Raw genomic sequence first — 26,712 nt, 5'->3', positions numbered from 1 at the left:
AACCAAGGATAAAATCTCATCTTTTGATTCTGAGACTCCTCTTAATATTGAAGTGACAAACTTGGTGTCGTTTTTTTACTTTTTAGATAACCTCTTTAGTTGTAAACCAATAGAAATTATTTAATCACTATTTTTTTACGTATTTTATTTTTATTATCAGTAGTTAATTCTAACAAATAAGTACTTGGTTTTAAACCTGATAAATCTAATATTTTATTTTTTTCTTTAGATTCTAAGACTTTTTTACCTAGTAAATCATATATCACTACTTCTCCTTCCATGCTTAATGTTATTGCCTGACCTTCAGCTACTGGATTGGGATATACAGAAATCATTTCACTTTCAAAATCATTATTAGAAAGAGCTGTTTCTAAACTTATTTCGTAATAAGTTCTTGACAATGTATTTTCTGCAACTACACAAACAACTACTAATTGTTTATCATAGTTTAATGCAATTGTTTTATTATTTAATTGTTTTACTCCATCTACAAAAAGAGTAGCGTTAGGAGAGGTTTCAAAAGTTGCAATCAAATTTGAAAGATTTGCATCTCCTGCATTACCAACTACATTTACGCCATTAATAACCGTATCTATATTTTTACCTAAAACGTTATTATCTGTAGCTAAGAATTTATAACTAATTAATTTTGATTCTGGATTTAAACCTTTTTTAATTTTTATCGTGTAATTTTCAGATAATTCTGCATTTAATCCTGTACCCTGAACTGTAAATACAAATTCCGTAGGAACATCATTTTCTGTTACATTTGAAACTTGGATAAGATTATTAACGGTTGCATTAGAATACATATTAGTTACAAAATCAAATCTAGTTTTTGTCAAATCAAAAGTATCAGAGACATAAACAGTATACGATTTATCTGCTTCATTATATACTTTATCTAATTGTCCTATTACATTAAAATTACGTAATAATTTAGGAGCTTCAAAAAAGTTTACTTCTGCATTAGTCACTTTAGCTGTATTATCTAAAGCTGTTTTATCATATGCAAATATTCCTTCTGACTCTGCTACAGGAAGATAAAATAATAAATTTGGTTCATTTCCTGTGAGTTTTACATTTTGGTTATTTGCAATGTCTGTTGCTGATCTTTCAGTATTCCAAACTCTAATTTCATCAATATTTCCATTAAATCCTCTATTTAAAGCAACACTATTACCTATCACTAAAGGAGAGGTATTGTTAACTCTTACAGGACCTACTGTTCCAGACACGAGTCTTGCAGCAACCTCAACCCCATTAATATATACTTTATATTGATTAGTAGTACTTACTGTAACAGCAATATGAGTCCATTCATTTAGCTTAATGGTATTAGTATCTGTATTTAAAGCAAATGTTCCAGAATCTTTAGTTATACTAACAATTAAACTATTTTCTTTATAAAGTGAATGTCCTGGATTATTATTTACAAACGCAGTAATGTTTCCTTTATCAAAAAATCTACCAAAACTTGAAGAAGGCCCTTTCTGATTAATCCAAGTTTCAAAAGTAAATCCATTAGTTAATTCAAATAAAGGATTAGTTTTAGTAATTAATATATCATCATTACCATCAAAATTAGCTACCTTATTTGGTGCATTTTGAGCTACATGCTTAATTGTTAGAACCTTCTTATCATTACTAACATTTTCATCACCAGGTAATTTAGTATATGCTTCTATTGTATATTCCTGAACTGTTCTTAAATCAGCTTCAGTAGTAAAAGAAACAATAGCTTCACTAGCAGGATTTATAGGTGCTGTTATTGTTTGTACAACTTCTACTCCATTATTAACTTTATAAGCAATATCAAAGTTATTTAAAGCAACTGATGAATTATTTTTTACTTTAACTGTTACAAGGCTTGTATTATTAAGTCTTGGGCGTAGATCTATAATTTCAACTAACTCAGCATCAGCTACAGGCAGTTCTTGAACATTTAAAGTATATTCTTCAATTTCAAAATCATTTCTTGAAGTGGTTAAGCCATCTTTAGTCGGCCCTAATACTACGTTAAAAGATTCTGCTTGATCTCTAAACATATGTATAAAACGAACTGGATGATTTCCTACAGGCACATCAGATGGAATAGAAACACCTACTGTATTAGTCGCAACATTTTTAAAGTAATGTGTACTTCTAGTAGAAGCAAAATTTGCTTCAGTTGCTTCTGTATTTACCCAATATTTCCCTGCATAATATTCATCACCAAAGTTTCCATCATTATTTAAATCAACAACCATAAGTGTAAACACACCTGTACTTAATGTCAAAGATCGAGTTAAAGGCAAATCTGCTTTAGAGATATTAACATTAGGTGTATAAACTTTAGTTTTAAATACGGGAATAGATAAATTTTTAAAATTTGAATATCCTGTTACACCACTTGCATTATTAAAATTATCCCAATTTAAATTGGTGATAGCATAACCATTAGTATTTACATTTCCAGGTAGGGTATGTTTATTATATACTTTTTTATCTTTTGTATTATTAGCTGGATTAGCATCTAATTCGTTAATTCCTGCACTAATTACATATGCAAAATTTTCATCAGGATTAGTTGTTAAATCTGCTTTAGCAATAAAAGTATATTCCTTTTGTTCTAAACCATTAATAGAGGCAATAACTTCTTCTACTTTAGGACCTCCATTAATTTGATAAAAAACAGGTAAATTCACTCTATTATCAGATGAATAATTTTTTACTATAACTGTTACAGCAACTTCTGTTGATTTTTTACCAAGTGTTTCGGGTTTTGTTATAGATACAATTCCTGCATCTGAAAAAGGAACATAATCAGCGCATGTAATATTAGCTACCCAACCGCCTTGTGCTACTGCATCATCTGGTACAAATTCAAATGTTAATTCTCCATTAGGAGCTGATGAAGTTATAGAAGCAGGAATAGATTTTCCTGAATAAGAGGCAATAAGAGGCGAATTTTTACTTGGACCATTGTATATTTTTAAATAATCCCAACCTTCTTCTAAATCAAAATTTGTAAAATCAACTTTAACTTTTTTACCAGCAACAGCAGGCTTAAAAATAGCTATTTTAGCAGATGTTGGGCTTAAAATATTTGCATAATTTCCAAAACGACCACCATCATCTGTAAATACAGCATCGCACGTTGTATAAGTTACTTTTGTTAAATCTGAATTAAGGCTTATTGCAATATCACTACCATTATTAACACGATTAAAAGTATATGCGTTATTAGCTAAATTAGTATCTCCTACCATATTAGCACTTACACTTATATCATACTTACCTAAAGCACTCATGTTTTGAGTTGTTACAAAATCATAACTTAAACGTCCCATAGGCGCAATAGGTCCTGGCACGACCTCGTTAATAGGTGCTCCATTATTTATTGTGTATGATACAGGTATGTTAGAGACTTCATTAGGACTATAATTTAAAAGACTTACCGAAATCTTTACAGCGGTTGAAGCAGTTGACAAAGGTGATGTTGTATTAGTACTAGCAAAAGTAACCGCTACATCATTTGTTGCTTCATAAAGCATTATGTTATCTAAGCTAAGTGTATTTGTCTTTTTACTATTAGAGACAACTTTAACATCTTTATCATCCATAACGGTTTCAAAAACTAGGTTTATCTTACCGCCCGCATAAGGACTTAAATCATAAATAGGTGTTCTAGAACCTATTCCACCTGTAATAAATTTATACCCTTCATCACTTACTAATTCTGTACCATTAACTAAAACTCTTAAGAAAATCTTATTTAGTGAAATATTAGGATTTTCATAGCGTACATCATATTTCAAACGTATTTTCTTACCTGCAAGTGAGGTTGCATCAAATTCACAAAAAGTAGCTTTTTTGATATAGGTTGGATTATCTTTAAAAGCATTTGTAGTTGATGTACCTCCAAATCCTGATACAGAAGAGTTAACCCATGGCACAGCTCCTGCTACTCCATTACCTGAAAACACAATTCCATTTCTTTCTTTAGGACTCCAATAAGCAATAGAAGCTTTACCTGTTTCATTACTTGTCAAAGTAATATTATTAAGGCTTAATGTTTCAAAATCTTCTTTATAAGGCAAAGTATTAACCGTTAATTCTTTTTCCCCTAAAGAATTAATAATAATTGCAATAGCTCTTTCCGAAATAGCACTAGATGTTAAACTAATTGCTCTAACAGTATAAACATTACTATTTACTACATTATTAAGAGTATATTCATTTGTAGTTGTTTCACCTATTACTTCAAAATCTTCACCATTAGAATTTAATTTTAAGACTTCATATTTAGCATTTGCAATAGCATCCCAAGTTAATTTATGATTAGTAACACCACAAGCGACAATAGTTTCTGATTTAAAATTTACTGGTCTTGGCATTAAAGTAAATACCTGTTTAGAAGAAACTATTTTTGAACCACTTAAAATTCTTACTTTAAAGTTAGTCCCTACTTCATTTGGTATTGTCCAAAGATAAGTTCTTGCTTGAGCGGGTAATTCTACGATTTGTTTATAACTATTTCCGCCATCATTTGAATATTCTAATATAAAAGGTTTTGAATCTCCTACGTAATCCCAACGAATAAATTCCTTCGTTCCTGGTATTAATTTTTCATTTCCAATAGGATATGTTAATTTAAAATCAGGTTTTACATAGTCATATACTACTGAAAATTCTTGAGAATCTAAAGGAATGTTTTTTCCATCAATAATGATTGTATAATCGCCTGCTTCAGGATTATCAATTGTAACTTGTTCAATATTATTTAGATTATCAACCCCTTTAGTTGCTGGATTATTTGCTTGATTAGGATCTAATATCCAAGGTAAATAAATTTGTCCATTACGTAAAACTTTCAGATCCAAATTATTAACTAAAATAGTACTTGTTCCTGGGACACCTGGTAAATCTGTATAACAAAGCATTACTTTAAGTTGTTTTGTACCAGCTGGAACTGTAATTGTCTTTTGATTATCAGCTCCATTTATTACAGATCCAGTGTAAAATCTATTTTCATCAATAGCTTGAACAGCTCGTAATCCATTAATTTTCCCGTATCCATATTTATAATCTGGTCCAATATTTCCTAGCTCATCTGCTGTATTACATACAATGGCCTTCATTAGAGATCCTAATGGTCTTTGTCCAAATTTATTTTTATAACGTTCATATAAAAGGGCTACTGTACCTGTAACTCCTGGTGTAGCCATAGAAGTACCACTCATTACTTCATATGAATTATTATAACTCATAGAATATACATCTGAACCTACAGCAGAGATTTGAGGAACTAAACGACCATCTGCCGTAGGACCAAAACTACTATAATCACTTATACTTTCGTTAGGATCATTTGCTGCTACATGTAGTGCGTTTTTGGAGTTTTTAGTAGAAGTATAAAAACCTGAACCTGCTGGATTTGCTGACTGCGAATTTCCGTTAGAATACATGGTTAATAAATAGTTTTTTCTAACCATAACATCATCATCTCCTCTATCAGAAGCATCATATCTGGTAGTACTATAACCTTTATCAAGAGGACTACCATAAGAATTTTGTGTTAATTCAATCCCATCATTATCAGCAGACAACAATCGTTCTTCATATACCTTTAACCCGTTTGATTGAACATTAAAATTCCAAGCATATACCGTAGCTTTAGGAGCCATTCCTTTTGCAAGAGGATCTATAATACCCGCCCCTGCCATAGTACCAAAAACGTGGCTACCATGTGTACTTGGTGATTCAAACTCTCTAGTAAAAAGTCTGTTTGTTGCATCTTTGTGAGGTTCAACATTACCGTCCCAAATACCAATTTTCACGCCTTTTCCTGTTAATCCATAACCTAAGCCATTTATATTAGATGACAGTAAATTTACTTTATGAGAGGTTCTACCTGGATTATTTTCTAAGACTGCAGGTGCTGGAGCCAATTCAACATTTTGAATAACTCCTAATTCTACTAGTTTTAAAATTTTATCTCTTGATATTTTACAAAAAACTTGATTAAAATTTTCACTTATTCTAAAGTTTTTTACTCCTATGCTACGAAAATCTTGATCTAACTGATTTTTGCTACCATCTTTATGATAGGTAACTACTACATCAAGTAATTCTCCATCCTTAGCATAAGCTGGGATATCATTTTTAACAATTTCGGATGCAATTTTATATTCTGGCTTAATTGCAAAAATTGTTTTAATATTAGTATTATTAATATTTTTCTCATAAAAACCTGGCTCTAATTTAGCATAGTAGGCATTATTAGAAAAATAGCTTAACAAATTAATCCCTTTTTGGGATAAACTTTTTTGTTCACTTTTACTCAAATTTTTTTTAAACTGAATAATCAGAACCGATTCATCTGTACTTTTTTTTCTTGCAGAAATCATTTTTTCTTTTGAATAATCAGACTTCAGACTTTTAAAATCGTCCATCGAATTTATTCTATTACCGTTGATAGTAATAAAGTTACCATCTTGAGCAAAACTAAAAAATGAAAATGCGAAGAAACTAAAGTTTAGTAATTTTCTTCTCATTTTATTATTTTTTTCGCAAAACTATCAAAAAATAATAAAATAACAAGTTTAAATACAAAATACAAACAAAAGAATAAAAAATAAACCTAAATAAATAGAAATATAATAATTCTAAATAAATATTTTTTTTTACATTTTTTTAAAAGAACTCTCTATTTATTTATTCAACCTTATATGTTTTACCATCCGCTACATTTTCTATAATTTTAATTAACGACTGTTTTGAATGTATAGAACTATCGTATTCAATTGTAGCTAACTTCGAATCAAAATCAACTTTAGCTTTTAAAACACCATCTAATTCATTGAGTTTATTTTCAATGGTTTTAGCACACCCAATAGCACAAGTCATTCCATTAATCTTTAATGTTATTTTTTTGCTTTGGTCTGTTCTGTTTTAATATTTGACTCCGAATTTGAATTCATTGTTTCATTTGTATTTTTACAACTAATTACAATAAGCATTGTAGTTATTAAACAAAATAGTTTATTCATAATCAATATTTTAAAATTATTAAGAACAAAAGTATATATTTCAATAGTCTAATTAAAAAAATTAGCAGAATTTTGGCTTTTAAAAATTACATTATGTTAAGCAAAAACAATAAATGGTTTCTTTTGTTTTTACTATCTCTTATATGGGGTAGTTCGTTTATTTTAATAAAAAGAGGTCTGGTTGGACTTAATCCTTATCAGTTAGGAGCTTTACGTTTGATTTTTGCTTTTAGCTTTTTAATAGTTGTTGGTTTTAAATCTCTTTTCAAAATCCCTTCGTATAAATGGAAATATGTTATTTTAACTGCTATATTCGGAAATGGCTTACCTGTATTTCTTTTTGCATATGCGCAAACTGGAATGAAAAGTTCTGTTAGCGGTGTTCTTAATTCGTTAACACCTCTTTATACTTTATTAATAGGAGCTATAGCTTTTGGCTTAACTTTTCTAAGAAATCAGGTCATAGGTATATTACTAGGACTAATAGGTTGTTTATTTTTAGTTTATTTTGGAAAAGAGAGTAATGAGGAAACACATTATTTTCACGCATTATTAGTTGTTATTGCTACTGTTTGTTATGCTCTAAATGTAAACTTAATAAAGAAATACTTACCTGACGTTAGTCCACTAAGCATTTCAACTGGAAACTTTTCGGTAATGTTAATCCCTGCTCTTATTATTTTATTTTACAATGGATATGGAGAAATTATTTTAGAGACTAAGACTATACATTCCACACTATTTATATTAATACTTGGTATGGTAGGAACAGGTATTGCAAATATTTTATACTATCAACTTATACAAATATCATCTCCTCTATTTGCTTCATCTGTTACTTATTTTATTCCAATTATAGCATTAAGTTGGGGGATCTTAGATAATGAAACCTTAAATCCTATGCAATTAGTTAGCACAGGAATTATATTAAGCGGTGTATACCTAGCAAGTAAAAAATGAGGGGATATTAAAAATCAAAGGCATTGTATAAGAATTGTTTATTTGAAAACTTCTTTGAGTGATTAAAATCTGAACTATTTTATCTTAAAAAAGTATAATTCTACTATTCAATTGAAAAAAGAAATTCATAATCTATTACGGATAACAAAGAAATCTAGTCTAATTTAAAAATAATGAGCCCGATACAATATCGGGCTCATTATTCTGATGATTAATTATAAAATTTATCTAAACTTTTGAGTGCAGTCTAACAATTACACTACCTATTTTTTATTAAAATATTTGCTACTGAATTGCTTTCACAACGGCTTTTTCAGCTTCTTTTCTTGAACCATCAAAACCGTCAATTCCTGAAACGGTTGTATATTTTAAGACGTATTTTTTACCTGGATTTAGTTTATTATAAACACTCTGACACATGAGAGTTGCTTCATGAAAACCACATAAAATAAGTTTTAGTTTACCTGGATATATATTCACATCTCCTATAGCGTAAATTCCTTCTACATTTGTTTGATAATCTAATGCGTTATTTACTTTGATTGCATTTTTTTCAATTTCAAGTCCCCAATTTGCAATAGGTCCTAACTTAGGTGTTAATCCGAAGAGAGGAATAAAATAATCACAAACTACATTCATTCTAGCTGTTCCTACTTGAATATCTACAGATTCAATTCGTTCAGAACCTTTAAAACCACAAACTTCAGCCTCTGTAATTAGCTTAATTTTTCCTTTTTGCTTTAATTCTTGTACTTTTTCAACAGAGTCTAAAGCTCCTCGAAACTCATTACGACGATGTACTAATGTTACTTCTGAAGCTACATTTGATAGAAAAATAGTCCAATCAAGAGCAGAATCACCACCTCCAGAAATAACAATTTTTTTATCACGAAATTTCTCAGGATCTTTTACAAAATATTCAATCCCTCTATCTTCTTGTTCATAAAATTCTAAATCTTTTAAAACAGGTTTTCTAGGCTCAAAAATACCTAGTCCTCCCGCAATAGCCACTGCTTTAGCATGGTGCTCTGTTCCTTTATTAGTTGTAACTATAAAAGTACCATCTTCTAACTTTTGAATCTTTTCAGCCACCTCATTTAATGTGAAACCAGGTTGAAACTGTTTAATTTGCTCCATTAGGTTATCAACCAAATCACCTGCATTTACAGATGGAAAACCTGGAATATCAAAAATAGGCTTTTTAGGATATAACTCTGTTAATTGACCTCCTGGTTGTGGTAAACCGTCTATTAAGTGACACTTAAGTTTTAATAAACCTGCCTCAAAAACAGTAAAAAGTCCTGTAGGTCCTGCTCCTATAATAAGTATATCTGTTTCTATCATTACATTTAATTTTTAAAAGGGAAATTAAGAGTTTAAAGTTCTACTAAATATCAGATAAAAATCATGATATTTATCAAGGCAAAAACTATTAACTTGTATCAGATTTATTGACTAACATTAATTACGCTTTCAATTTGTGGCGCATATTTCTTAATGGTTGTCTCTACTCCTGCTTTTAATGTACTAATGCTTAAATTACAATTTGTACAAGCTCCTTCTAAACGAACTTTAACTAGTTTATCATCTTCTATACTAATTAGTGTTATATCTCCACCATCAGATTTGAGAAAAGGACGTATTTCGTCTAAAGCTTTTATAACGTTTTGCTCTAATTCTTGATTTGTCATTTTTCTTTCGATTTATAGACACTACAGTAACAAAAAAATTATACTGTTACTGAAAACTATTTTTTTACAGCTGAACAACCAGCCATTGTTGTTATTTTTATTGCTTCTGTAGGTGGAAGATCTTCATTTCTTTTAACCGTTTCTTCTACTACGTTTCGAGCAATTTCTTCAAATACTTTTTCTAAAGGGGAAGCGGTTTGTAAAGCTGCTGGTCTCCCATAATCTCCTGCCTCACGAATACTTTGTACGATTGGCACTTCTCCTAAAAATGGCACTTCTAAGTCTTTAGCTAAATTCTTAGCCCCTTCTTTACCAAAGATATAGTATTTATTATTTGGCAACTCTTCCGGTGTAAAATAGGCCATATTTTCAATAATTCCTAATACTGGTACATTAATACTTTCTGACAAGAACATAGAAACTCCTTTTTTAGCATCGGCTAATGCTACTGCTTGTGGGGTACTTACAACAACTGCTCCTGTTATAGGTAAAGATTGCATAATAGATAAATGAATATCTCCTGTTCCTGGAGGTAGATCTATCAGTAAAAAGTCTAAATCTCCCCAAGCGGCATCAAAAATCATTTGATTTAAAGCTTTTGCTGCCATAGGACCACGCCATATTACCGCTTGACTAGGTGCTGTAAAAAACCCTATAGAAAGTAATTTAATTTCATAACTTTCTATTGGTTTCATTTTTGATTTACCTTCTACCTCTACTGATATTGGTTTTTCATTTTCAACGTCAAACATGATTGGCATAGAAGGACCATAAATATCAGCATCTAAAACCCCTACTCTAAATCCCATTTTACCTAGGGTAACAGCCAAATTTGCTGTTACTGTTGACTTACCAACTCCTCCTTTACCAGAAGCAACTGCAATAATATTAGAAATCCCTGGAATTACTTTTCCTTTTATTTCATTTTTTTCAGGGACTTCTACTTTTATATTTACTTTTACGGTAATTTCTGAAGAAAATGTTTCATTAATTAATTTACGAATATCATCTTCTGTACGTTTTTTAATGTGCATAGCAGGTGTAGCTAATGTAACATCTACTACTACTTCGTTTCCAAAAGTTAATACATTTGTCACCGCACCGCTTTCCACCATATTTTTACCTTCACCGGCAACCGATATATTTTCTAGTGCTTTTAATATTTCTTTTCTATCTAGCTTCATCTTAATAACTATTAACAGTCTATTTAATCAGTTTATCTTTATTTAAACTGATTTTAGATTGCAAAGATAATGAGAAGTTTAGGAGTTTGAAACTTTAGAGGTTTAAAAGTTTTTATGTCATAATAAATGAAAACAATGAATAGCTATTTTTGATAAAATGAATATTAAATTATAAATGAATTTTAGGTTCCCAAAAGTGTTTTTTAAAATCAACAATTTGATTGTCTACTATTTTAATTCCTTCATTTTCTAAAAGTTGTTGCATTAAATTAGAACCTCCAAAATGGTGTTTACCTGTTAAAAATCCATTTCTATTTACTACTCGATGTGCAGGCACATCTTCGATTTCATGGGAAGCATTCATAGCCCAACCTACCATTCTAGCAGATCTAGCGGCTCCTAGTGCTTTAGCTATGGCACCGTACGAGGTCACTTTTCCGTAAGGAATTTGTCTTACTATTTCATAAACACGTTGAAAAAAATTTTGATCAGAAATTTCAGGAACTACCATTTGTATAATGTAAATAAAACTATCATTCCAGTAACTGTAGCAATAATAAAGTTAACATTTTTAACAAAAAATGAAATTCTATTCTCCCATTTTTTAAAAAGAAAGGCATATAAAACATATACAAATGCACTCCCTAAAGTTGCTCCTAAAACATATGCAATTCCAACAATAGGGGTGAAAAAGTCTGGAATAAAAGCAGAAAAATATAAACTTAAAAAGGCGTAATAAGGAATAGGAAAAACGTTTAATATTGATAACGTAATCCCTTGATAAAAGGGAGAAAATTTACTTTTAGTTTCACTTGTTTCTAATTTACTAGCTTGAATTACATTTTGTATTCCTTTTCCTAAAAAAAAGATAGTTAGAGCAATGAATATAATCATTCCAACTAATTTTAAGTTCTTTGTTAACTGTGGATGATTTTGAAAAAATGTAGCGAAATAAAATCCTAAAAAACTTTGCAATGCCACAATAATAGATACCCCTAAGATAAACTCTTTAGCCTTTTTTATTGACTTCTTAATACTGATAGCTGCGACACGCATATTAAGCATACCTGGTGGTAAAACTCCCATACTTGAAAAAAAAGTGGCCAAAAAAAAGGCTAAAAGAATAGACATCTTGTATTGTTTGGTTTATTTGAGCTCGCTCAAAAGAAAAGATTTTTGTTTCCTAATCTAAAATCGTGATTAAAATTTTAATTTTATCTTTTAAATCCGTCTGTATTAAATTTTTAAATCTGTCTGAATCAGAGGTTAATAATTTATTAACCGTTAACTCTTCTTCAAATTGCGAAATTACATGATCTTAATCGAATAAATGAATGGATTTTTGTAGTAATTTTTCTAAAGGTGAACTCTAGAAATATCTAATTTTCTAAAAAATCTTTTCATTACTTAATTTTAAAACGAATATAAGTAATTGCTTTATTAATTTCTAAATATTGTTGTTCATAAAATGTTTGTATTTCCATTACTTCACTAGGAGCTCCTTCATTTTTATATACATTATGATTAGCATACAAAACTTCATGTCCTTCACCATGCAATAAACCTAAAGTATATCCGTGCATAAATTCACTATCTGTTTTTAGGTTTACAACACCTTGAGGTTTTAAAATTCTCTTGTACATTTTTAAGAACTCCGTGTTAGTCATACGGTGTTTTGTACGTTTATATTTTATTTGTGGATCTGGAAATGTAATCCAAATTTCATCTATTTCATGTGCGTCAAAAATCTGTTCTATTAATTCAATTTGGGTACGAACAAAAGCCGTATTATTCATACCAGTTTCTACCGCTGTTTTAGCTCCTCTCCAAAAACGAGCTCCTTTAACATCTATTCCTATATAGTTTATATGAGGATTTCTTGATGCTAAACCTATTGTGTATTCTCCTTTACCACATCCTAACTCTACAATAATAGGATTGTCATTTTTAAAAAATGTTGAACGCCATTTTCCTTTATAAGGAAACTCACCATTAACAACCTCATCACGAGTAGGTTGAATTACATTATCAAATGTTTCGTTTTCTTTAAAACGTTTTAATTTATTTTTACTTCCCACAATTTCTTAAAGTTTTGACAAAATTAAATAAATATGTTGTATTATGAAGCGTTTTATTTTTACCTTATTTTTATAATTTTAACTATTTGAAAACTACTAAAAACATACTTATAGCACCTTTAAATTGGGGGTTGGGTCATGCAACTCGTTGTATTCCTATTATAAAGGCTCTTCTAGCTCAAGATCTAAATCCTATTATTGCATCCGATGGTTCAGCTCTTGAATTACTAAAAATTGAATTCCCTACTTTAACTTTTATTGTACTTCCTTCCTATAAAATTGAATATGCTAAAAAAGGGAGTTTTTTTAAATGGAAGTTAATTCTAAATAGCCACAAAATTATAAGGGCAATTCTATCTGAACGATTAGCTACAAATAAAATTATTAAAACCTATAAAATACAGGGTATTATTTCTGACAATAGACTAGGAGTCTATTCACAAAAAATACCCTGTGTCTTTATTACCCATCAACTAAATGTTTTAACTGGGAATACTACTTGGATTACTTCTTGGTTACACCAACAAATTATTAAGAGATATACTATTTGCTGGGTTCCAGATTACAAGGGGAATGATAACTTAACAGGTAATTTAGGTCATCTTAAAAAACCAATACAAAATGTTTCTTACTTAGGTCCTATCAGTCGATTTAAAAAACTAGATTTAGAGATTAAGTATGATATTATGGTTATTTTATCTGGACCTGAACCACAAAGAACTTTATTAGAAAAAAAATTAATTACAGAACTAACTAATTACAATGGATCTATTTTATTTATAAAAGGAGAAGTTAATTCTCAACAAAAGATTAGTACCGAAGGCTTTTTTACTTTTTACAATTTTATGAATACGGAACAATTAGAGATTGCCTTTAATACAAGTAAACTGATTATTTGCCGCTCTGGATATACAACAATTATGGATCTAGCTTATTTAGGTAAAAAAGCTTTTTTTATTCCTACTCCTGGACAATATGAGCAAGAGTATTTGGCTAATAAACTGAATGATGAAAGAATAATTCCTTATTGTCTTCAAGATAATTTTACTCTTAAAAAACTAGAAAACATATCTAATTTCAAAGGGTTTGATCTGTTTAAAAATGAAATTGATTGGAAAAAACATTTTGAAATTTTTCAACAAAGTCCTTTTTAATTTTATTACAAATCATTATTTACTCATTTTTAAATAAAATGATAAGACAATATACCAAAAATAAAAGAAGACTTATTTATTTAAAAAGTCTAGGATTATTTTTTTTTGAATTTAACTAAACTATTATCATTATAATCAACTTGAGCAATAACTCCTTCTTGTTTAAAGAACCAAATTCCTACTTTTTTTCCTAATTCGTATTGTCCAATGGCAGATTCTTTACCTTCTACAGTATACGAAGTCCATTTACCGTGAACTTTTCCATCCTTATAAAAACCTTCTTGCATGACTTTACCATTATCATAATAATAAGTAGCTTTTATTAAATCATTTTGAATCTCATATTTAGGCTCTATTAACTGAGAAAAACTAACTACTGTAAATAATAAAGCAACGATTGACATAAATTTTTTCATAATTTAAAGTTTTAAAGGTTACTACAAATACTCTTTATCAAATTTAAAAAAAATAAAATTATTAACAATTATAAAACATTAAATTTACAATTTCTTAACATTATAAAACAAAAAAAAAAGCCCAAAGGCTTCATTATGTCTATATTATTAATTAACTGCTTGAAGAGTAAATAAAAATTCAGAACCTCTTTTAAAAGTACTTTTTACATATATTTTTTCTTGATGGGCTTCAATAATATGTTTTACAATTGCTAATCCTAATCCTGAACCTCCTTCCATACGGGATCCGCTTTTGTCTACTCTAAAAAAACGCTCGAATAATCTAGGAATATGTTTTCGTTCAATTCCTTCACCATCATCCATAACCCGAACTAATACTTTATTATTTTCTAATTCATCTATACAAATTTCAGTTGATCCTTTTTCTTTACCGTATTTAATAGAATTTACTACTAGATTAATTAAAACTTGTTGGATTTTTTGTTTATCAGCCATTACATAAATAGGTTTGATATACTTTTCATCAAAACTCAAGGTGATTTCTTTTGTATTTGCTTTAATTTCTAATAAATCCATTACTTCTTGAGCTAATGCAACGATATCAAATGACTGGATATTTAATGTTTCATCTCCTAGTTCTAATTTAGCAATCATATCTAAGTCATTAACAATATAGACCAATCTTTCAACTCCTTTTTCTGCTCGTTCTAGGTATTTTTTTCTAAGTATTTTATCTTTATGTGCACCATCTAACAAGGTAGAGATATAACCTTGTACAGTAAAAAGGGGCGTTTTTAGCTCATGAGAAACATTTCCTAGAAATTCTCTTCTATATTCTTCTCTATCTTTAAGCATTTCAATTTCCATTTTTTTATCTGTTGCAAACTTTTTAACCTGCTTGGTTAAGGTGGCCATATCAGTGGTTATAGCTTGATTTTTAAAATCTACAGCATCTAAAAATGAGATTTCATCATAAATTTTCTTCACCCTTTTATAAATAAACTTTTCTACTCGATATTGTAAGACAAAAAACGAGAAAGACATCGTAAAAAGAGCAAACAAGAATATAAACAACCCGTTAATTGAAAAAAACAAATAGGTTAGTAAAAACACTAATCCTGTAGAAAACAAGGTAATGTATGTTGATGATCGAAAAGCGAACTTATATGATTTTTTAAGTTTTAACCCCATTAGTATTCAAACTTATACCCAACTCCTTTGATAGTTTTAAACAAATCTTCTCCTATTTTTTCACGTAATTTTCGGATGTGAACATCTATAGTTCTTCCTCCTACTACTACTTCATTCCCCCAAACTTTATCTAAAATTTCTTCTCTTTTAAATACTTTACCTGGTTTAGATGCTAACAAATAAAAGAGCTCAAATTCTTTTCTTGGAAGTATGATTTCTTTACTATCTTTATAAATTTTATATTCTTCTCTATTTATTTCAATTCCTCCCAAATCTAGTTTTTCAACTGATATTTCTACTTCTTTAAATCTTCTTAATAAAGCTTTTACTTTACTAACTAAAACTTTTGGTTTAATAGGTTTAGCTATATAATCATCAGCACCTGCATCAAAACCTGCAACTTGAGAATAATCTTCACTCCTAGCTGTTAAAAATGCAATAATAGTATTTTGTAATTCTGGAGTATTACGAATAATTTCACATGCTTCCATTCCATCCATTTCAGGCATCATAACATCCATTAAAATTAAATGGGGCAAATATTTTTTTGCTTTCTCTACCGCTTTTTACCATTTTCAGCTGTAAAAATTTGGTACCCTTCTTGTGAAAGATTATAGCCAACAATTTCTAAAATATCAATTTCATCGTCTACTAAAAGAATTCTAATATCCTTCTTTTTCATCACTATGTTTGTGTTTGTTCGAATGTAAAATTAGTTATTATTCAAGACAAAAACTTAACCTTACATAAATTTAATATGTTAACGATTAGGTAACATTTCCTAAACTTATTTATAATATCTGAATAACTTCCTTTTTACATAGCCAAGATTACTTTGCAACGAAATTAAACACACAACGAAATGAAATTTAAATTTTCTTTATTGTTCCTTTTTTTACAATAATAACATTAGCTCAAAAAGCTACTATAACAGGAACAGTATCAGATAAAGATCTTAACAATGAAGCTTTACCGTTTGCTAACGTTATTGTAAAAGGTTCTTCTACTGGAACGACTACCGATCTACAAGGTAAATACAAATTAATGATTCCTTCTGGTGTACATACATTAATATTTAGTTTTTTAGGCTATGAAACTAAAGAAGTGAAAATCACTATCAATCCAGGAGAAATAAAAGAAATAAATCAAACTTTAGGTTCTGGTAGTGTAACTATGGAAGATGTTGTAGTAAAAGCCACTGTGAGTCGTGAAAAAGAAACGGCTTTATTATTAGAACAAAAAAATGCCGTGGAAATGAAACAGGTAATTGGAGCTCAAGAAATGAGTCGAAAAGGAATAAGTGACGCACAAGCTGCTGTTACCAAAATATCGGGTATTTCTAAGCAAGAAGGAGTAAAAAACGTTTTTGTTAGAGGTTTAGGAGATCGTTATAATTCAACTACTTTAAATGGGTTTCCTATTCCATCTGAAGACCCTGAATACAAAAATATTTCCTTAGATTTTTTTGGTACTGATATCATAAAAAATATTTCTGTAAACAAAGTATTCAATGCTACTAAAATTAATGACGTAGGTGGAGCTAACATAGATATTTCTTCCAAAGAACTAAACAATTCTTCTGTTTTATCTTTAGATCTTTCAACAGGAAGCAATACTAGAGTAGTAGGCACTAATTTTAAACAACAATCAGGTGTAGATTATTGGGGAATGTCTAACGTAACTAATCCAGGCTTGACTAGTCAGAAATATAATTTTCCTAACCTATTAAATCCTACAACAAACCCTTCTCCTTATAATCATTCCTTTGGATTAACGATAGGTAAAAAAATCAGATTTAGAGAAAATAGCTTTACCGCTTTCTTAGTTGGATCTCATTCAACCGATTTTAATTATACTAAACAGTTTGTAAAAAACACTACTACTACTGGAACTATATTTAGAGATCAAATAGGTGACAAATTTAATCGTGGCATTAATCAATTAGGATTATTGAATTTGTCCTTAAAATTAAACAAATACCGCTTTGATTATAATGGCATGGTAATTCATAATAGTAATCAATATTATTCTAAATTTTACGGTCTAGACAATGATAAATTTCAAGGAGGTCTTGATGATAAAGGATTAATGATTAGGCAACAAAATAATGATAATTTATTAATTGTAAATCAATTACTAACACAATTTCAGTTAAGCAAAAGCACAAACTTAAATGCAGGTCTATCATATAATATTACTTCAGGAAAGGAACCAGATAGAAGAGTAAATAACTTAACTCAAAGAAGCGAAAAAGATTTTGTTTTTACAGGAGGAGATGGTAGACAAACCCGAACTTTTTTAAATTTAGATGAAACTGATTTAAATACAAAATTAGAAATATTACATAAATTAAATTTTAAAAACACTGATGATAAAATCTCCCTTGTCAAATTTGGTTATAACGGCAGACAAGTTGACGATAAGTTTACTTCAACCTTATACAATTTTAGAGCAATACCGGGTATATATGACGAAAATATTAATTTAGATATAGCTTATAATAAACAAAATTTTATAGATGGAAAAATAACTTTTGATGCCAATAGAGATCAATACAACGCACAAAAAAACATACATTCTGGATATGCTGATCTAACTTACTTAGTCAACCCAAAACTAACCGTAAATATGGGAGCTAGTGTAGACTATGTAAACTTAACTGTACAATACAACGTAAACGAAGGGGGTACTATAGGAAAATCAACTATAAAAAACACATTCGTATTACCTAATGCCAGCTTAAAATGGGATGCTTCTGAAAAAAATTCATTCCGTTTAGCAAGTAGTAAAACTTATACACTTCCTCAAGCAAAAGAAATATCACCTTATATCTACATAGATGTCAACTTTAATAGTCAAGGAAATAAAGATTTAAAATATTCTGAAAATTACAATCTAGATGCTAAATGGGATTTTTATATTAGTAAATCAGAATTATTCTCTTTAACTGGTTTCTACAAACATATAGAAAACCCGATAGCCCGCGTAGAAGAAGGCGGTTCTGGCGGATATTTAACCTATAAAAACATTTCAAAAGAAGCTAAAGTACTAGGGGCAGAAATTGAATTAAGAAAAAACATTCTTGAATCACAATTCAATTCCTATGATTCTAAATTAGCATTTGGCATTAACGCTTCTTATATCTATTCAAAATTAACATTAGATGTTTTAAATACTCCCAAAAAAGAAACTCAACTAGAAGGATCTTCTCCTTTCCTAATTAATTTTGATTTATCTAACACCTTATCAAAAGATGATAAAAATTTCACCAACACACTTGTTTTAAACTACTTTAGTGATCGCATCTATACTATCGGTACTTTAACTTATGAAGACATCATAGAAAAAGGAGTAGTAGGATTAGACTTCATTTCAACCTCAAAAATCAATAAACATTTAGCAATTAAAATAAAAGCTAGAAACTTATTAGATCCTACTTATTCATTAAGCAGAAAAGGAATTAGCGGAGGAGAAAACGTTGTCTTAAAATCCTTTCAAAAAGGCATCAATTTCAGCCTAGGTTTAACTTATGATTTTTAAGATTATATAATTACTCATTAAAACAACTAACAAAAGATGAAAAAATCAGTTTTAAGTTTATTAACATTACTAACAGTATTAGGTACTATTGTAACATCTTGTACTAAAACAACAGATGATGAAGCAATTGTAGGTATAATTGCTCCAGCGGGAACTGAAAATTTATCAGGTACTATCACCAATACAACAACTCTTGACCCTTCTAAAACATATTACTTAAATGGATCATTAATTATAGATAATGGAGGTATTTTAAATATACCAGCAGGTACCATAATTAAATCCAAAAAGGTTTTAGTAATTATATTTTAGTACTACAAGGAGGCAAAATAAATATAAACGGTACAGCAGATAAACCCGTAATTATGCAAGCGGATATAGAAACTACAGAATCAGGATACTGGGGAGGTTTAATCATTAATGGTAAAGCAAAATTATCAGATGCTACTCCAACTGGATCAACCGAAATAAATTCAGCCTATACATACGGAGGAAATGATGATACGGATAACTCAGGTACAATTCGTTATTTAATATTAAACAATACAGGATCAAAATCATCCGCTAATATTGAACACAACGGTTTAACACTAAATGGTGTAGGAAATGGCACTATAATTGAAAATGTATTCGTAAAAAACTGCGCTGACGATGGTGTTGAATTTTTGGAGGAACAGTAAATGTAAAAAATATTTTATGTATTAACACTGATGATGATATGTTTGACTATACGCAAGGATGGAGAGGTTCTCTAGACAATGCTTATGGGATTTGGGAAAAAGGCTTTGTAAGTACTGAAGCAGACCCAAGAGGATTAGAAGGAGATGGTAATTTAGATGGCAATGCTCCTACTTGTAATTTACAATCTAACAATATTATTAAAAACATAACAATTGATCTTAAAATTGATCCTATAACTACAAACGATATTTCAAAACAAATGATGGATGCGTTTATGATTCGTCGTAATGCAAAATCTATCGTAACAAATGCTATTGTAAAAGGATCTGGCTATATTGTAACTTTAGTTAATATGAACGACAAAAAGGATCTGGTGATGCTACATCAGAAATTACTGTTAATCTAAAAGATTTAACAACACCTCCAGGCAAGGAAATTAATGGAATAGGAATTCTAAATAAAAACGAAATCAATACAGGAGCTGATAAAACAGCTTTTAATTGGACAAAGTATGCGTTTTAATTTTTAGAATTATTTAACAAAAGAAAAGCTTCTATTTTTGAGGCTTTTCTTTCAACTAATTTTTTTTTACTAACTTTGCTTAAAGTAATATTGAATGAAGAAAAACTACTTGTCCAGTATTTTTATTTCCACCCTATTTGCTTTAGTCTTACAGGCTCAAGATAGCAAGGATGTTCCCTATGGCGGAAAATTTCAAGAACAACCTCTTGATAATCTTACAATATACCCAAATCCTTCCAGCACTGGGAGAATTTATATCACTTCTAGGTCTAGTTCCACAAAAGAAATAGAAGTTTATGATGTACTGGGAAAACTAGTACTTCAAACACTACTAACCTCAAAAGAACTAAACATTACAAGCCTAAACGAAGGTGTTTATATTATAAAAATAAAAGAAGGTGAACAACGAATTACCAGAAAACTTATTGTTAAATAATTCCTTTCACTTAATTACGTTTTTTATTTTTAAAATACTTTCGTAACAAATAAAACACATCTATTCATAAAAATTCTATACAGAAATTTTATATAAAAATAATAAGCAAACACTTCTCCTATTCTTTTGCTTATTATGATCAACTAGCATTTCTCTTTTTGAGCAGAAACATATCTTTAGCACCTTACACAACCCTCTTTTCGGAAAATCATTTTTTTGAATAAATAGATTTTTCTTACAAATAAATCAAAAATAACACCAATTACTTTAATAAAACAAAAAAAATAACACTAAAAAACAAATTTAATACATTTTTAATTAAATTTATTGCGCTATTTTTTAAACCAAAATTACAAAACAACACATGAAAAAAATTCACCTAATAGGAGCATTATTATTTGTAGAATTTGGATTTTCTCAAATCTCAATCTCAGCGTTAAACACTCCTTACAATCAAGATTTTAATACGATGACCGATGGCACAACAGCTCCTGTATTACCAGCTAATTGGTACATGGCAAGACTTTCAGGCACATCAACAACTCCATTAACAATAACGAATAATGATGGATCTACAAACAGTGGAGGAGTCTATGCAGCCGGAATCAATTCAACCAGTGAAAGATCATTAGCCGTATTAGCATCATCTGGTACAATCCCAGGAATTGGACTAAACCTTGCTAATAACTTAGCACAAAATATTACCCAAATACAAATTAGCGGAAAAGCTGAACAATGGAGACTAGCAACCAGCTCAGTTGTTGAAAAAATTTTATTTGCCTACAGTTATGACGCTACATCTTTATCAACAGGAACTTGGACTAGTGTAACAAACTGCGACCTCACAGAGGTAAACGCCCCTACTAACACGACCATCCCTACAAATGTCACAGCCAATATTGACGGCAATGCTCAAGGAAACAATACCAACTTTAATTTCACTTTTGGACTAACAGGTGCTGGCTGGCCAGCCAACGGAGGAACTCTTTGGATTAGATGGGCAGACACAAATGACACTGGAAATGATGCAATGATAGGTTTAGACGATTTTAGCTTTCAAGCAACATCAACAGACCCTCTATTATTATCAAATGAAAAATTAAATGAGATTTCTGGTTTACAAATTTTTCCTAATCCATCAAAATCTATTCTAAATATAACATCAGATAGTTTTGCTGAAAAACAGATAGAACTATATGACACTTTAGGCAAAGTAGCACTATCTACTAAAACAACCAACCAAAATATAAATATTACATCTTTAGCAAAAGGAGTTTATGTAGCTAAAATAACAGAAGAAGGCAAAACTACTACTAGAAAAATTGTAATTGAATAACCAATAAAACCTATCCTCTTTAAACAAAGATTTAAAGAGGATTTTTTCATACTTTTGTAAATAAAAACAAAACTATCAAAATGAAAAAAAATCTTTATGTCTTCTATTTAACTTATGTTTTTTAACAACTAGTTTCTTTGCTCAAACAACCTTAACTTCATGGAGCTTTGACAATAAAAATTCTACCCCTAATATAGGTACAGGAACATTAAACTTAATTGGTGGAGTAACCGAAAACCTTTATCAAACTGGAAACAGCGGAGGATTTGCATATAGTATTAAAAACTTCCCTACACAAGGAACAAATTCGAACAGCTGGCTATCAATTCATGACTAGCACAAATGGATATTCAGAAATTATTATAGAATTTGACCAAAAAGGACAAGATTTCTCTTCTAAATGGCAAGAGTATCAATATACTATTGATGGAGGAAACACTTGGATCTCTTTAGGAAATAACAGTGGAGATCTTACAAATGGATTTACAAACTCTCCAATGAAAGTATTTTTAATTAACGATCCTAAATGCAATAACAATCCTAATTTCGGTTTCAGAATTGTTTCTATTTTAGCTCCAAACACTAACACGTATGAAGCTATTTTAGGAGTTTACGATCCAACAGCTAACTGGAGAATAGATAACGTAAAAATTCAAGCGAACTCTATTTTTTTAAATAATGAAAAAAACAGTGAAATAGAAGGCTTATCAATTTATCCAAATCCTGCAAATTCAGTTTTAAATATCACCTCAAATAACTTTAAAGAGAAACAAGTTGAGCTATATGATACTTTAGGCAAAAAAACCTCTTCATTTACAACAACAAACGAAACAATTAACATTTCCTCTTTGAGCAAAGGAATCTATTTTGTTAAAATTACTCAGGATAATAAAACAACAACTAGAAAAATTATAATTGAATAATCAAATCAGAGCTATTTTATCTTAAAAAATACACAATCTTACAATAACGAAAGAATTTAATTAATTTCAGACAAAATGAACCCGATACAATATCGAACTCACTATTATCAAAATTAATTATAAATTCATCTAAAGTTTTGGAGGCAGTCTAGTTCAGACTGCCTTTTTTTAAAAAAACATCCTAAATTAAGATAAAAAAATCAATCAAAAGGATAAAAAGTCGTTAAATTAAAACCTTATTCAGCCAGTATTCTTATTTTTACCTCGAAATATTAAAATACAAAAACTATATGTTTAAAATTAGAAAAAACATTGCTCTTACAGCTTCATTTATTATAACAGCTGGTGCATTTGCACAAGACAATTTAGTTAATTCACTAAAAATAAATGCAAGCGAAAAAAGTAAAGAATCTTTCAAATTTACTGATGTTATAAATATTGAAAATACACCTATAAAAAACCAAGGTTCTTCTGGAACATGCTGGAGCTACTCTGCTAATTCATTCTTAGAATCTGAAATGATACGCATAGGCAAGAAACCCGTAGAATTAGCTCAAATATATTCAGCTCGCAATGCGTATATAGAAAAAGGAAGAAATTACGTTCGTATGCACGGCTCAGTAGCCTTAGGTGATGGTGGCGCTTTTCACGATGTAATTAACATGTATAAAAAATACGGAGCAGTTCCTCAATCTGTTTACACTGGTTTAAACTATGGAACAGATAAAAATAAATTCGCAGAAATGGGAGCTCTAATTGAAGCTTTTTTAAAGACCGTTGTTACCAACCCTAATGGAGAATTAACACCTAATTGGGAAAAAGCTTATACTGCAATGATTGATGCTTATCTTGGACAAGTACCAAAAAATTTTCAATACGAAGGTAAAACCTATACTCCTGAAACTTTTGCAAAAGAAGTAGTAGGTGTTAACGCTGATGATTATGTAGAAATTTCTTCTTTACAAGAATACCCTTATTATTCTAAATTTGTACTAATGGTTCCTGACAACTGGAATTTTGATCTTGTGTACAATGTAAAAATGAATGAATTAACTGATATTATCGATAACGCTCTTAAAAACGGTTACTCAGTAGCATGGGCTGGAGATGTTAGCGAAAAAAGTTTTTCATGGAAAAATGGTGTAGCTTATGTTCCTGAGAAAAAATTTGAAGACATGTCTAGTGATGAAAAAGCAGATATGTTCAATGGTCCTAAAAAAGAAATGGTTGTAACTGAAGAAATGCGTCAGAAAGCTTTTGATAATTACACAACAACAGATGATCATGGTATGCACATTGTGGGTATCTCTAAAGATCAAAACGGCAAAGAATATTACATTGTAAAAAATTCTTGGGGCACAACAAATGATTATAAAGGATATTTATACATGACTAAAGAATTTGCAAAATATAAAGCAACAGCAATCATGTTAAATAAAAAGGCAGTACCTTCTAACATAGCATCCAAATTAAAACTATAAAAAATATATTTTAGGCTTGGCTTTCCAAGCCTTTTTTTATCACTTAACTTTATTAAAACATAAAAAAGAGAGTTATAAAATACTTTAAAACAAAGAGGCTGTCCTTACTGCACAGCCTCAATATTTTAATTTCTAGGTTCTTTCATTTTAAAAGACTCCATAAATTTTGTAGTATAATTACCAGCCACATAATCTGGCTCATCCATTAACTGTCTATGGAAAGGAATAGTTGTTTTAATTCCTTCTATTACAAATTCATCTAAAGCACGTTTCATTTTAGCAATTGCCTCTTCACGAGTCTGTGCTGTAGTGATCAATTTAGCAATCATTGAATCATAATTAGGAGGAATTGTATATCCTGCATAAACATGTGTATCTAAACGCACTCCATGACCTCCTGGCGCGTGTAAAACAGTAATTTTACCTGGAGATGGGCGGAAATCATTATAAGGATCCTCTGCATTAATACGACATTCTATAGAATGCAATTGTGGCAAATAATTTTTACCAGAAATTGGCACACCAGCCGCTACTAAAATTTGTTCGCGAATTAAATCGTAGTCAATAACTTGTTCTGTAATTGGGTGTTCTACTTGGATACGTGTATTCATCTCCATAAAGTAGAAATTACGATGCTTATCTACTAGAAACTCCACTGTACCAGCTCCTTCATAACTAATATATTCAGCAGCTTTTACAGCAGCTTCTCCCATTTTATGACGTAGTTCATCTGTCATAAACGGAGAAGGTGTTTCTTCTGTTAATTTTTGGTGACGACGTTGTACTGAACAATCTCTTTCTGATAAGTGACACGCTTTCCCGAAAGAATCCCCTACAATTTGAATTTCTATATGACGAGGTTCTTCAATAAGTTTCTCCATATACATTCCATCATTACCAAATGCGGCAGCAGCTTCCATACGAGCTCCTTCCCAAGCTTTTTCAAGCTCTTCTTCCTTCCATATAGCACGCATACCTTTACCTCCACCTCCAGCAGTAGCTTTCATCATTACTGGGTATCCAATTTCTTTAGCTACTCTTTTTGCTTCTTCTAACGACTCTAAAATCCCATCAGAACCTGGAACACAAGGTACTCCTGCTGCTTTCATAGTAGCCTTAGCAGTAGCTTTATCTCCCATTTTTTCGATCATTTCAGGAGAAGCCCCAATAAATTTGATTCCATGTTCCTGACAAATTTTAGAGAATTTAGCATTCTCTGAAAGAAACCCATATCCTGGATGGATAGCATCAGCATTAGTAATTTCAGCAGCAGCGATAATATTAGCCATCTTTAAATAAGACTGGTTACTAGGAGCTGGCCCTATACAAACAGCCTCATCTGCAAATTTTACATGCAAACTGTCTGCGTCAACTGTAGAATAAACTGCAACTGTCTTAATTCCCATTTCACGACAAGTTCTAATTACGCGAAGCGCAATTTCTCCCCTGTTAGCGATTAGTATTTTTTTAAACATCTTAATCAAATTTTAAATGTTGATTTATTAATTTTAAATTATCTGAAGGTAAATAACTTGATCTCTACCATTCAAAATTTAGCATTTAAAATAACTTATGATGGGTCTACTAAAAATAATGGTTGATCAAATTCAACAGGCGAAGCATCATCTACTAAAATCTTAACAATTTTACCAGATACTTCACTTTCTATCTCGTTGAATAACTTCATTGCTTCAATAACACATAAAGTATCACCTTTAGAAATTAAAGAACCCACTTCTACAAACATTGGTTTATCTGGAGCTGGTTTACGGTAAAATGTTCCAATCATTGGTGACTTTACAGTAACGTACTTAGAAGTATCTTCAGCAACTGATTCTGTTACAACCGGAGCAGCTGGAGCTGGAGCAGCAACTGGCGCTGAAGCAGCAGCAACTGGCATTTGTGGGATAGCCGCTTGCATTGGCACCTGCTGTACAAACGTAGCAGTTTCAGCACCTTCAGGTGTAGTTTTGATAGTGATTTTAAAATCATCCATCTCTAGTTTTACCTCAGTAGCACCTGATTTAGCTACAAACTTAATTAGGTTTTGAATTTCTCTAATATCCATGATATTTCGATTTTGGT

19 protein-coding genes and 2 pseudogenes are annotated in these 26,712 nt (G+C 30.2%); 8 read left to right on the top strand and 13 right to left on the bottom strand.

Going from position 1 to position 26,712, the window contains the following annotated elements:
- Positions 1-116 precede the first annotated feature (116 nt).
- A complete protein-coding gene (locus JJC03_RS06020; protein WP_235874172.1) occupies positions 117-6,539 on the bottom strand; it encodes a S8 family serine peptidase in 6,423 nt (2,140 codons plus the stop codon).
- Positions 6,540-6,699: 160 nt separating this feature from the next.
- Entirely contained in the window at positions 6,700-6,900 is a 201-nt protein-coding gene (locus JJC03_RS17480; RefSeq protein WP_374226262.1) for a heavy-metal-associated domain-containing protein, read from the bottom strand.
- Between the two features lie 227 nt (positions 6,901-7,127).
- Here JJC03_RS17480 and JJC03_RS06010 point away from each other — a divergent pair, with 227 nt between their 5' ends.
- A complete protein-coding gene (locus JJC03_RS06010; RefSeq protein ID WP_088398364.1) occupies positions 7,128-7,994 on the top strand; it encodes a DMT family transporter in 867 nt (288 codons plus the stop codon).
- 285 nt (positions 7,995-8,279) lie between these two features.
- Here the strand turns inward: JJC03_RS06010 and JJC03_RS06005 are convergent, their stop codons facing one another.
- The 6 genes from JJC03_RS06005 to trmB all read right to left on the bottom strand — a co-directional run bounded on the left by JJC03_RS06005 (position 8,280) and on the right by trmB (position 12,947).
- Positions 8,280-9,338 carry an NAD(P)/FAD-dependent oxidoreductase gene (locus JJC03_RS06005; protein ID WP_088398365.1) on the bottom strand — a complete coding sequence of 353 codons (1,059 nt, stop codon included), beginning with the start codon at positions 9,336-9,338 and terminating at the stop codon, positions 8,280-8,282.
- 104 nt (positions 9,339-9,442) lie between these two features.
- A complete protein-coding gene (locus JJC03_RS06000) occupies positions 9,443-9,685 on the bottom strand; it encodes a NifU family protein (protein ID WP_088398366.1) in 243 nt (80 codons plus the stop codon).
- Positions 9,686-9,741: 56 nt separating this feature from the next.
- A complete protein-coding gene (locus tag JJC03_RS05995) occupies positions 9,742-10,869 on the bottom strand; it encodes an Mrp/NBP35 family ATP-binding protein (protein ID WP_088398367.1) in 1,128 nt (375 codons plus the stop codon).
- A gap of 169 nt (positions 10,870-11,038) precedes the next feature.
- A complete protein-coding gene (locus JJC03_RS05990; protein ID WP_205729698.1) occupies positions 11,039-11,380 on the bottom strand; it encodes an MGMT family protein in 342 nt (113 codons plus the stop codon).
- Complete coding sequence (locus JJC03_RS05985) at positions 11,374-11,955, bottom strand: LysE family transporter (protein ID WP_165782023.1); 582 nt, start codon at positions 11,953-11,955, stop codon at positions 11,374-11,376. The genes JJC03_RS05990 and JJC03_RS05985 overlap by 7 nt, the downstream gene beginning before the upstream one ends.
- A 317-nt stretch (positions 11,956-12,272) precedes the next feature.
- Positions 12,273-12,947 carry a tRNA (guanosine(46)-N7)-methyltransferase TrmB gene (gene trmB / locus JJC03_RS05980; protein ID WP_088398369.1) on the bottom strand — a complete coding sequence of 225 codons (675 nt, stop codon included), beginning with the start codon at positions 12,945-12,947 and terminating at the stop codon, positions 12,273-12,275.
- 86 nt (positions 12,948-13,033) lie between these two features.
- Here trmB and JJC03_RS05975 point away from each other — a divergent pair, with 86 nt between their 5' ends.
- Positions 13,034-14,101 (top strand): glycosyltransferase, encoded by a 1,068-nt coding sequence (locus JJC03_RS05975; protein ID WP_088444652.1) that lies wholly within the window; start codon positions 13,034-13,036, stop codon positions 14,099-14,101.
- Positions 14,102-14,196: 95 nt separating this feature from the next.
- Here JJC03_RS05975 and JJC03_RS05970 read toward each other — a convergent pair whose 3' ends face one another.
- From JJC03_RS05970 to JJC03_RS05960, 3 genes and pseudogenes are all read right to left on the bottom strand, one after another.
- Positions 14,197-14,517, bottom strand: a complete 321-nt coding sequence (locus tag JJC03_RS05970) for a toxin-antitoxin system YwqK family antitoxin (protein WP_088398371.1) — start codon at positions 14,515-14,517, stop codon at positions 14,197-14,199.
- 147 nt (positions 14,518-14,664) lie between these two features.
- Positions 14,665-15,708: a sensor histidine kinase gene (locus JJC03_RS05965; protein ID WP_088398372.1), complete on the bottom strand. Its 1,044-nt coding sequence runs from the start codon at positions 15,706-15,708 to the stop codon at positions 14,665-14,667.
- A pseudogene (locus JJC03_RS05960) lies at positions 15,708-16,390 on the bottom strand (response regulator transcription factor). Before JJC03_RS05960 ends, JJC03_RS05965 begins: the two are co-directional and overlap by 1 nt.
- 191 nt (positions 16,391-16,581) lie before the next feature.
- Between JJC03_RS05960 and JJC03_RS05955 the strand changes: the two are divergent.
- The 6 genes and pseudogenes from JJC03_RS05955 to JJC03_RS05920 all read left to right on the top strand — a co-directional run bounded on the left by JJC03_RS05955 (position 16,582) and on the right by JJC03_RS05920 (position 24,627).
- On the top strand, positions 16,582-19,248 hold the full coding sequence (locus JJC03_RS05955) for a TonB-dependent receptor (RefSeq protein ID WP_309597787.1): 2,667 nt from the start codon (positions 16,582-16,584) through the stop codon (positions 19,246-19,248).
- Between the two features lie 36 nt (positions 19,249-19,284).
- Positions 19,285-20,335, top strand: a pseudogene (locus JJC03_RS19475) (beta-helix domain-containing protein).
- Positions 20,336-20,545: 210 nt separating this feature from the next.
- Entirely contained in the window at positions 20,546-20,887 is a 342-nt protein-coding gene (locus JJC03_RS05935; protein WP_088398376.1) for a T9SS type A sorting domain-containing protein, read from the top strand.
- A gap of 364 nt (positions 20,888-21,251) precedes the next feature.
- Entirely contained in the window at positions 21,252-22,223 is a 972-nt protein-coding gene (locus JJC03_RS05930) for a T9SS type A sorting domain-containing protein (protein WP_103714566.1), read from the top strand.
- 266 nt (positions 22,224-22,489) lie between these two features.
- Entirely contained in the window at positions 22,490-23,146 is a 657-nt protein-coding gene (locus tag JJC03_RS05925) for a T9SS type A sorting domain-containing protein (RefSeq protein WP_235874167.1), read from the top strand.
- 290 nt (positions 23,147-23,436) lie between these two features.
- A complete protein-coding gene (locus JJC03_RS05920; RefSeq protein WP_088398379.1) occupies positions 23,437-24,627 on the top strand; it encodes a C1 family peptidase in 1,191 nt (396 codons plus the stop codon).
- 125 nt (positions 24,628-24,752) lie between these two features.
- On the opposite strand, the gene accC is transcribed toward JJC03_RS05920, so the two are convergent.
- Both accC and accB read right to left on the bottom strand, forming a co-directional pair.
- Positions 24,753-26,102 carry an acetyl-CoA carboxylase biotin carboxylase subunit gene (gene accC / locus JJC03_RS05915; protein ID WP_088444655.1) on the bottom strand — a complete coding sequence of 450 codons (1,350 nt, stop codon included), beginning with the start codon at positions 26,100-26,102 and terminating at the stop codon, positions 24,753-24,755.
- A gap of 95 nt (positions 26,103-26,197) precedes the next feature.
- Entirely contained in the window at positions 26,198-26,695 is a 498-nt protein-coding gene (gene accB, locus JJC03_RS05910; RefSeq protein WP_235874166.1) for an acetyl-CoA carboxylase biotin carboxyl carrier protein, read from the bottom strand.
- Positions 26,696-26,712 lie beyond the last annotated feature (17 nt).

The organism is Flavobacterium oreochromis, assembly GCF_019565455.1.
GTDB classification, from domain to species: domain Bacteria; phylum Bacteroidota; class Bacteroidia; order Flavobacteriales; family Flavobacteriaceae; genus Flavobacterium; species Flavobacterium oreochromis.
The sequence above is the reverse complement of the archived record's forward strand: the minus strand, read 5'-3'. Positions and strand labels throughout refer to the sequence as shown.

What these genes read in the sequence shown, in the direction of transcription:
- JJC03_RS06020 (WP_235874172.1), bottom strand. Translation starts at nt 6,539, where the DNA reads ATGAGAAGAAAATTACTAAACTTTAGTTTCTTCGCATTTTCATTTTTT.
- JJC03_RS06010 (WP_088398364.1), top strand. Translation starts at nt 7,128, where the DNA reads ATGTTAAGCAAAAACAATAAATGGTTTCTTTTGTTTTTACTATCTCTT.
- JJC03_RS06005 (WP_088398365.1), bottom strand. Translation starts at nt 9,338, where the DNA reads ATGATAGAAACAGATATACTTATTATAGGAGCAGGACCTACAGGACTT.
- JJC03_RS06000 (WP_088398366.1), bottom strand. Translation starts at nt 9,685, where the DNA reads ATGACAAATCAAGAATTAGAGCAAAACGTTATAAAAGCTTTAGACGAA.
- JJC03_RS05995 (WP_088398367.1), bottom strand. Translation starts at nt 10,869, where the DNA reads ATGAAGCTAGATAGAAAAGAAATATTAAAAGCACTAGAAAATATATCG.
- JJC03_RS05990 (WP_205729698.1), bottom strand. Translation starts at nt 11,380, where the DNA reads ATGGTAGTTCCTGAAATTTCTGATCAAAATTTTTTTCAACGTGTTTAT.
- JJC03_RS05985 (WP_165782023.1), bottom strand. Translation starts at nt 11,955, where the DNA reads ATGGGAGTTTTACCACCAGGTATGCTTAATATGCGTGTCGCAGCTATC.
- JJC03_RS05970 (WP_088398371.1), bottom strand. Translation starts at nt 14,517, where the DNA reads ATGAAAAAATTTATGTCAATCGTTGCTTTATTATTTACAGTAGTTAGT.
- JJC03_RS05965 (WP_088398372.1), bottom strand. Translation starts at nt 15,708, where the DNA reads ATGGGGTTAAAACTTAAAAAATCATATAAGTTCGCTTTTCGATCATCA.
- JJC03_RS05935 (WP_088398376.1), top strand. Translation starts at nt 20,546, where the DNA reads ATGAAGAAAAACTACTTGTCCAGTATTTTTATTTCCACCCTATTTGCT.
- JJC03_RS05930 (WP_103714566.1), top strand. Translation starts at nt 21,252, where the DNA reads ATGAAAAAAATTCACCTAATAGGAGCATTATTATTTGTAGAATTTGGA.
- JJC03_RS05920 (WP_088398379.1), top strand. Translation starts at nt 23,437, where the DNA reads ATGTTTAAAATTAGAAAAAACATTGCTCTTACAGCTTCATTTATTATA.
- accC (WP_088444655.1), bottom strand. Translation starts at nt 26,102, where the DNA reads ATGTTTAAAAAAATACTAATCGCTAACAGGGGAGAAATTGCGCTTCGC.
- accB (WP_235874166.1), bottom strand. Translation starts at nt 26,695, where the DNA reads ATGGATATTAGAGAAATTCAAAACCTAATTAAGTTTGTAGCTAAATCA.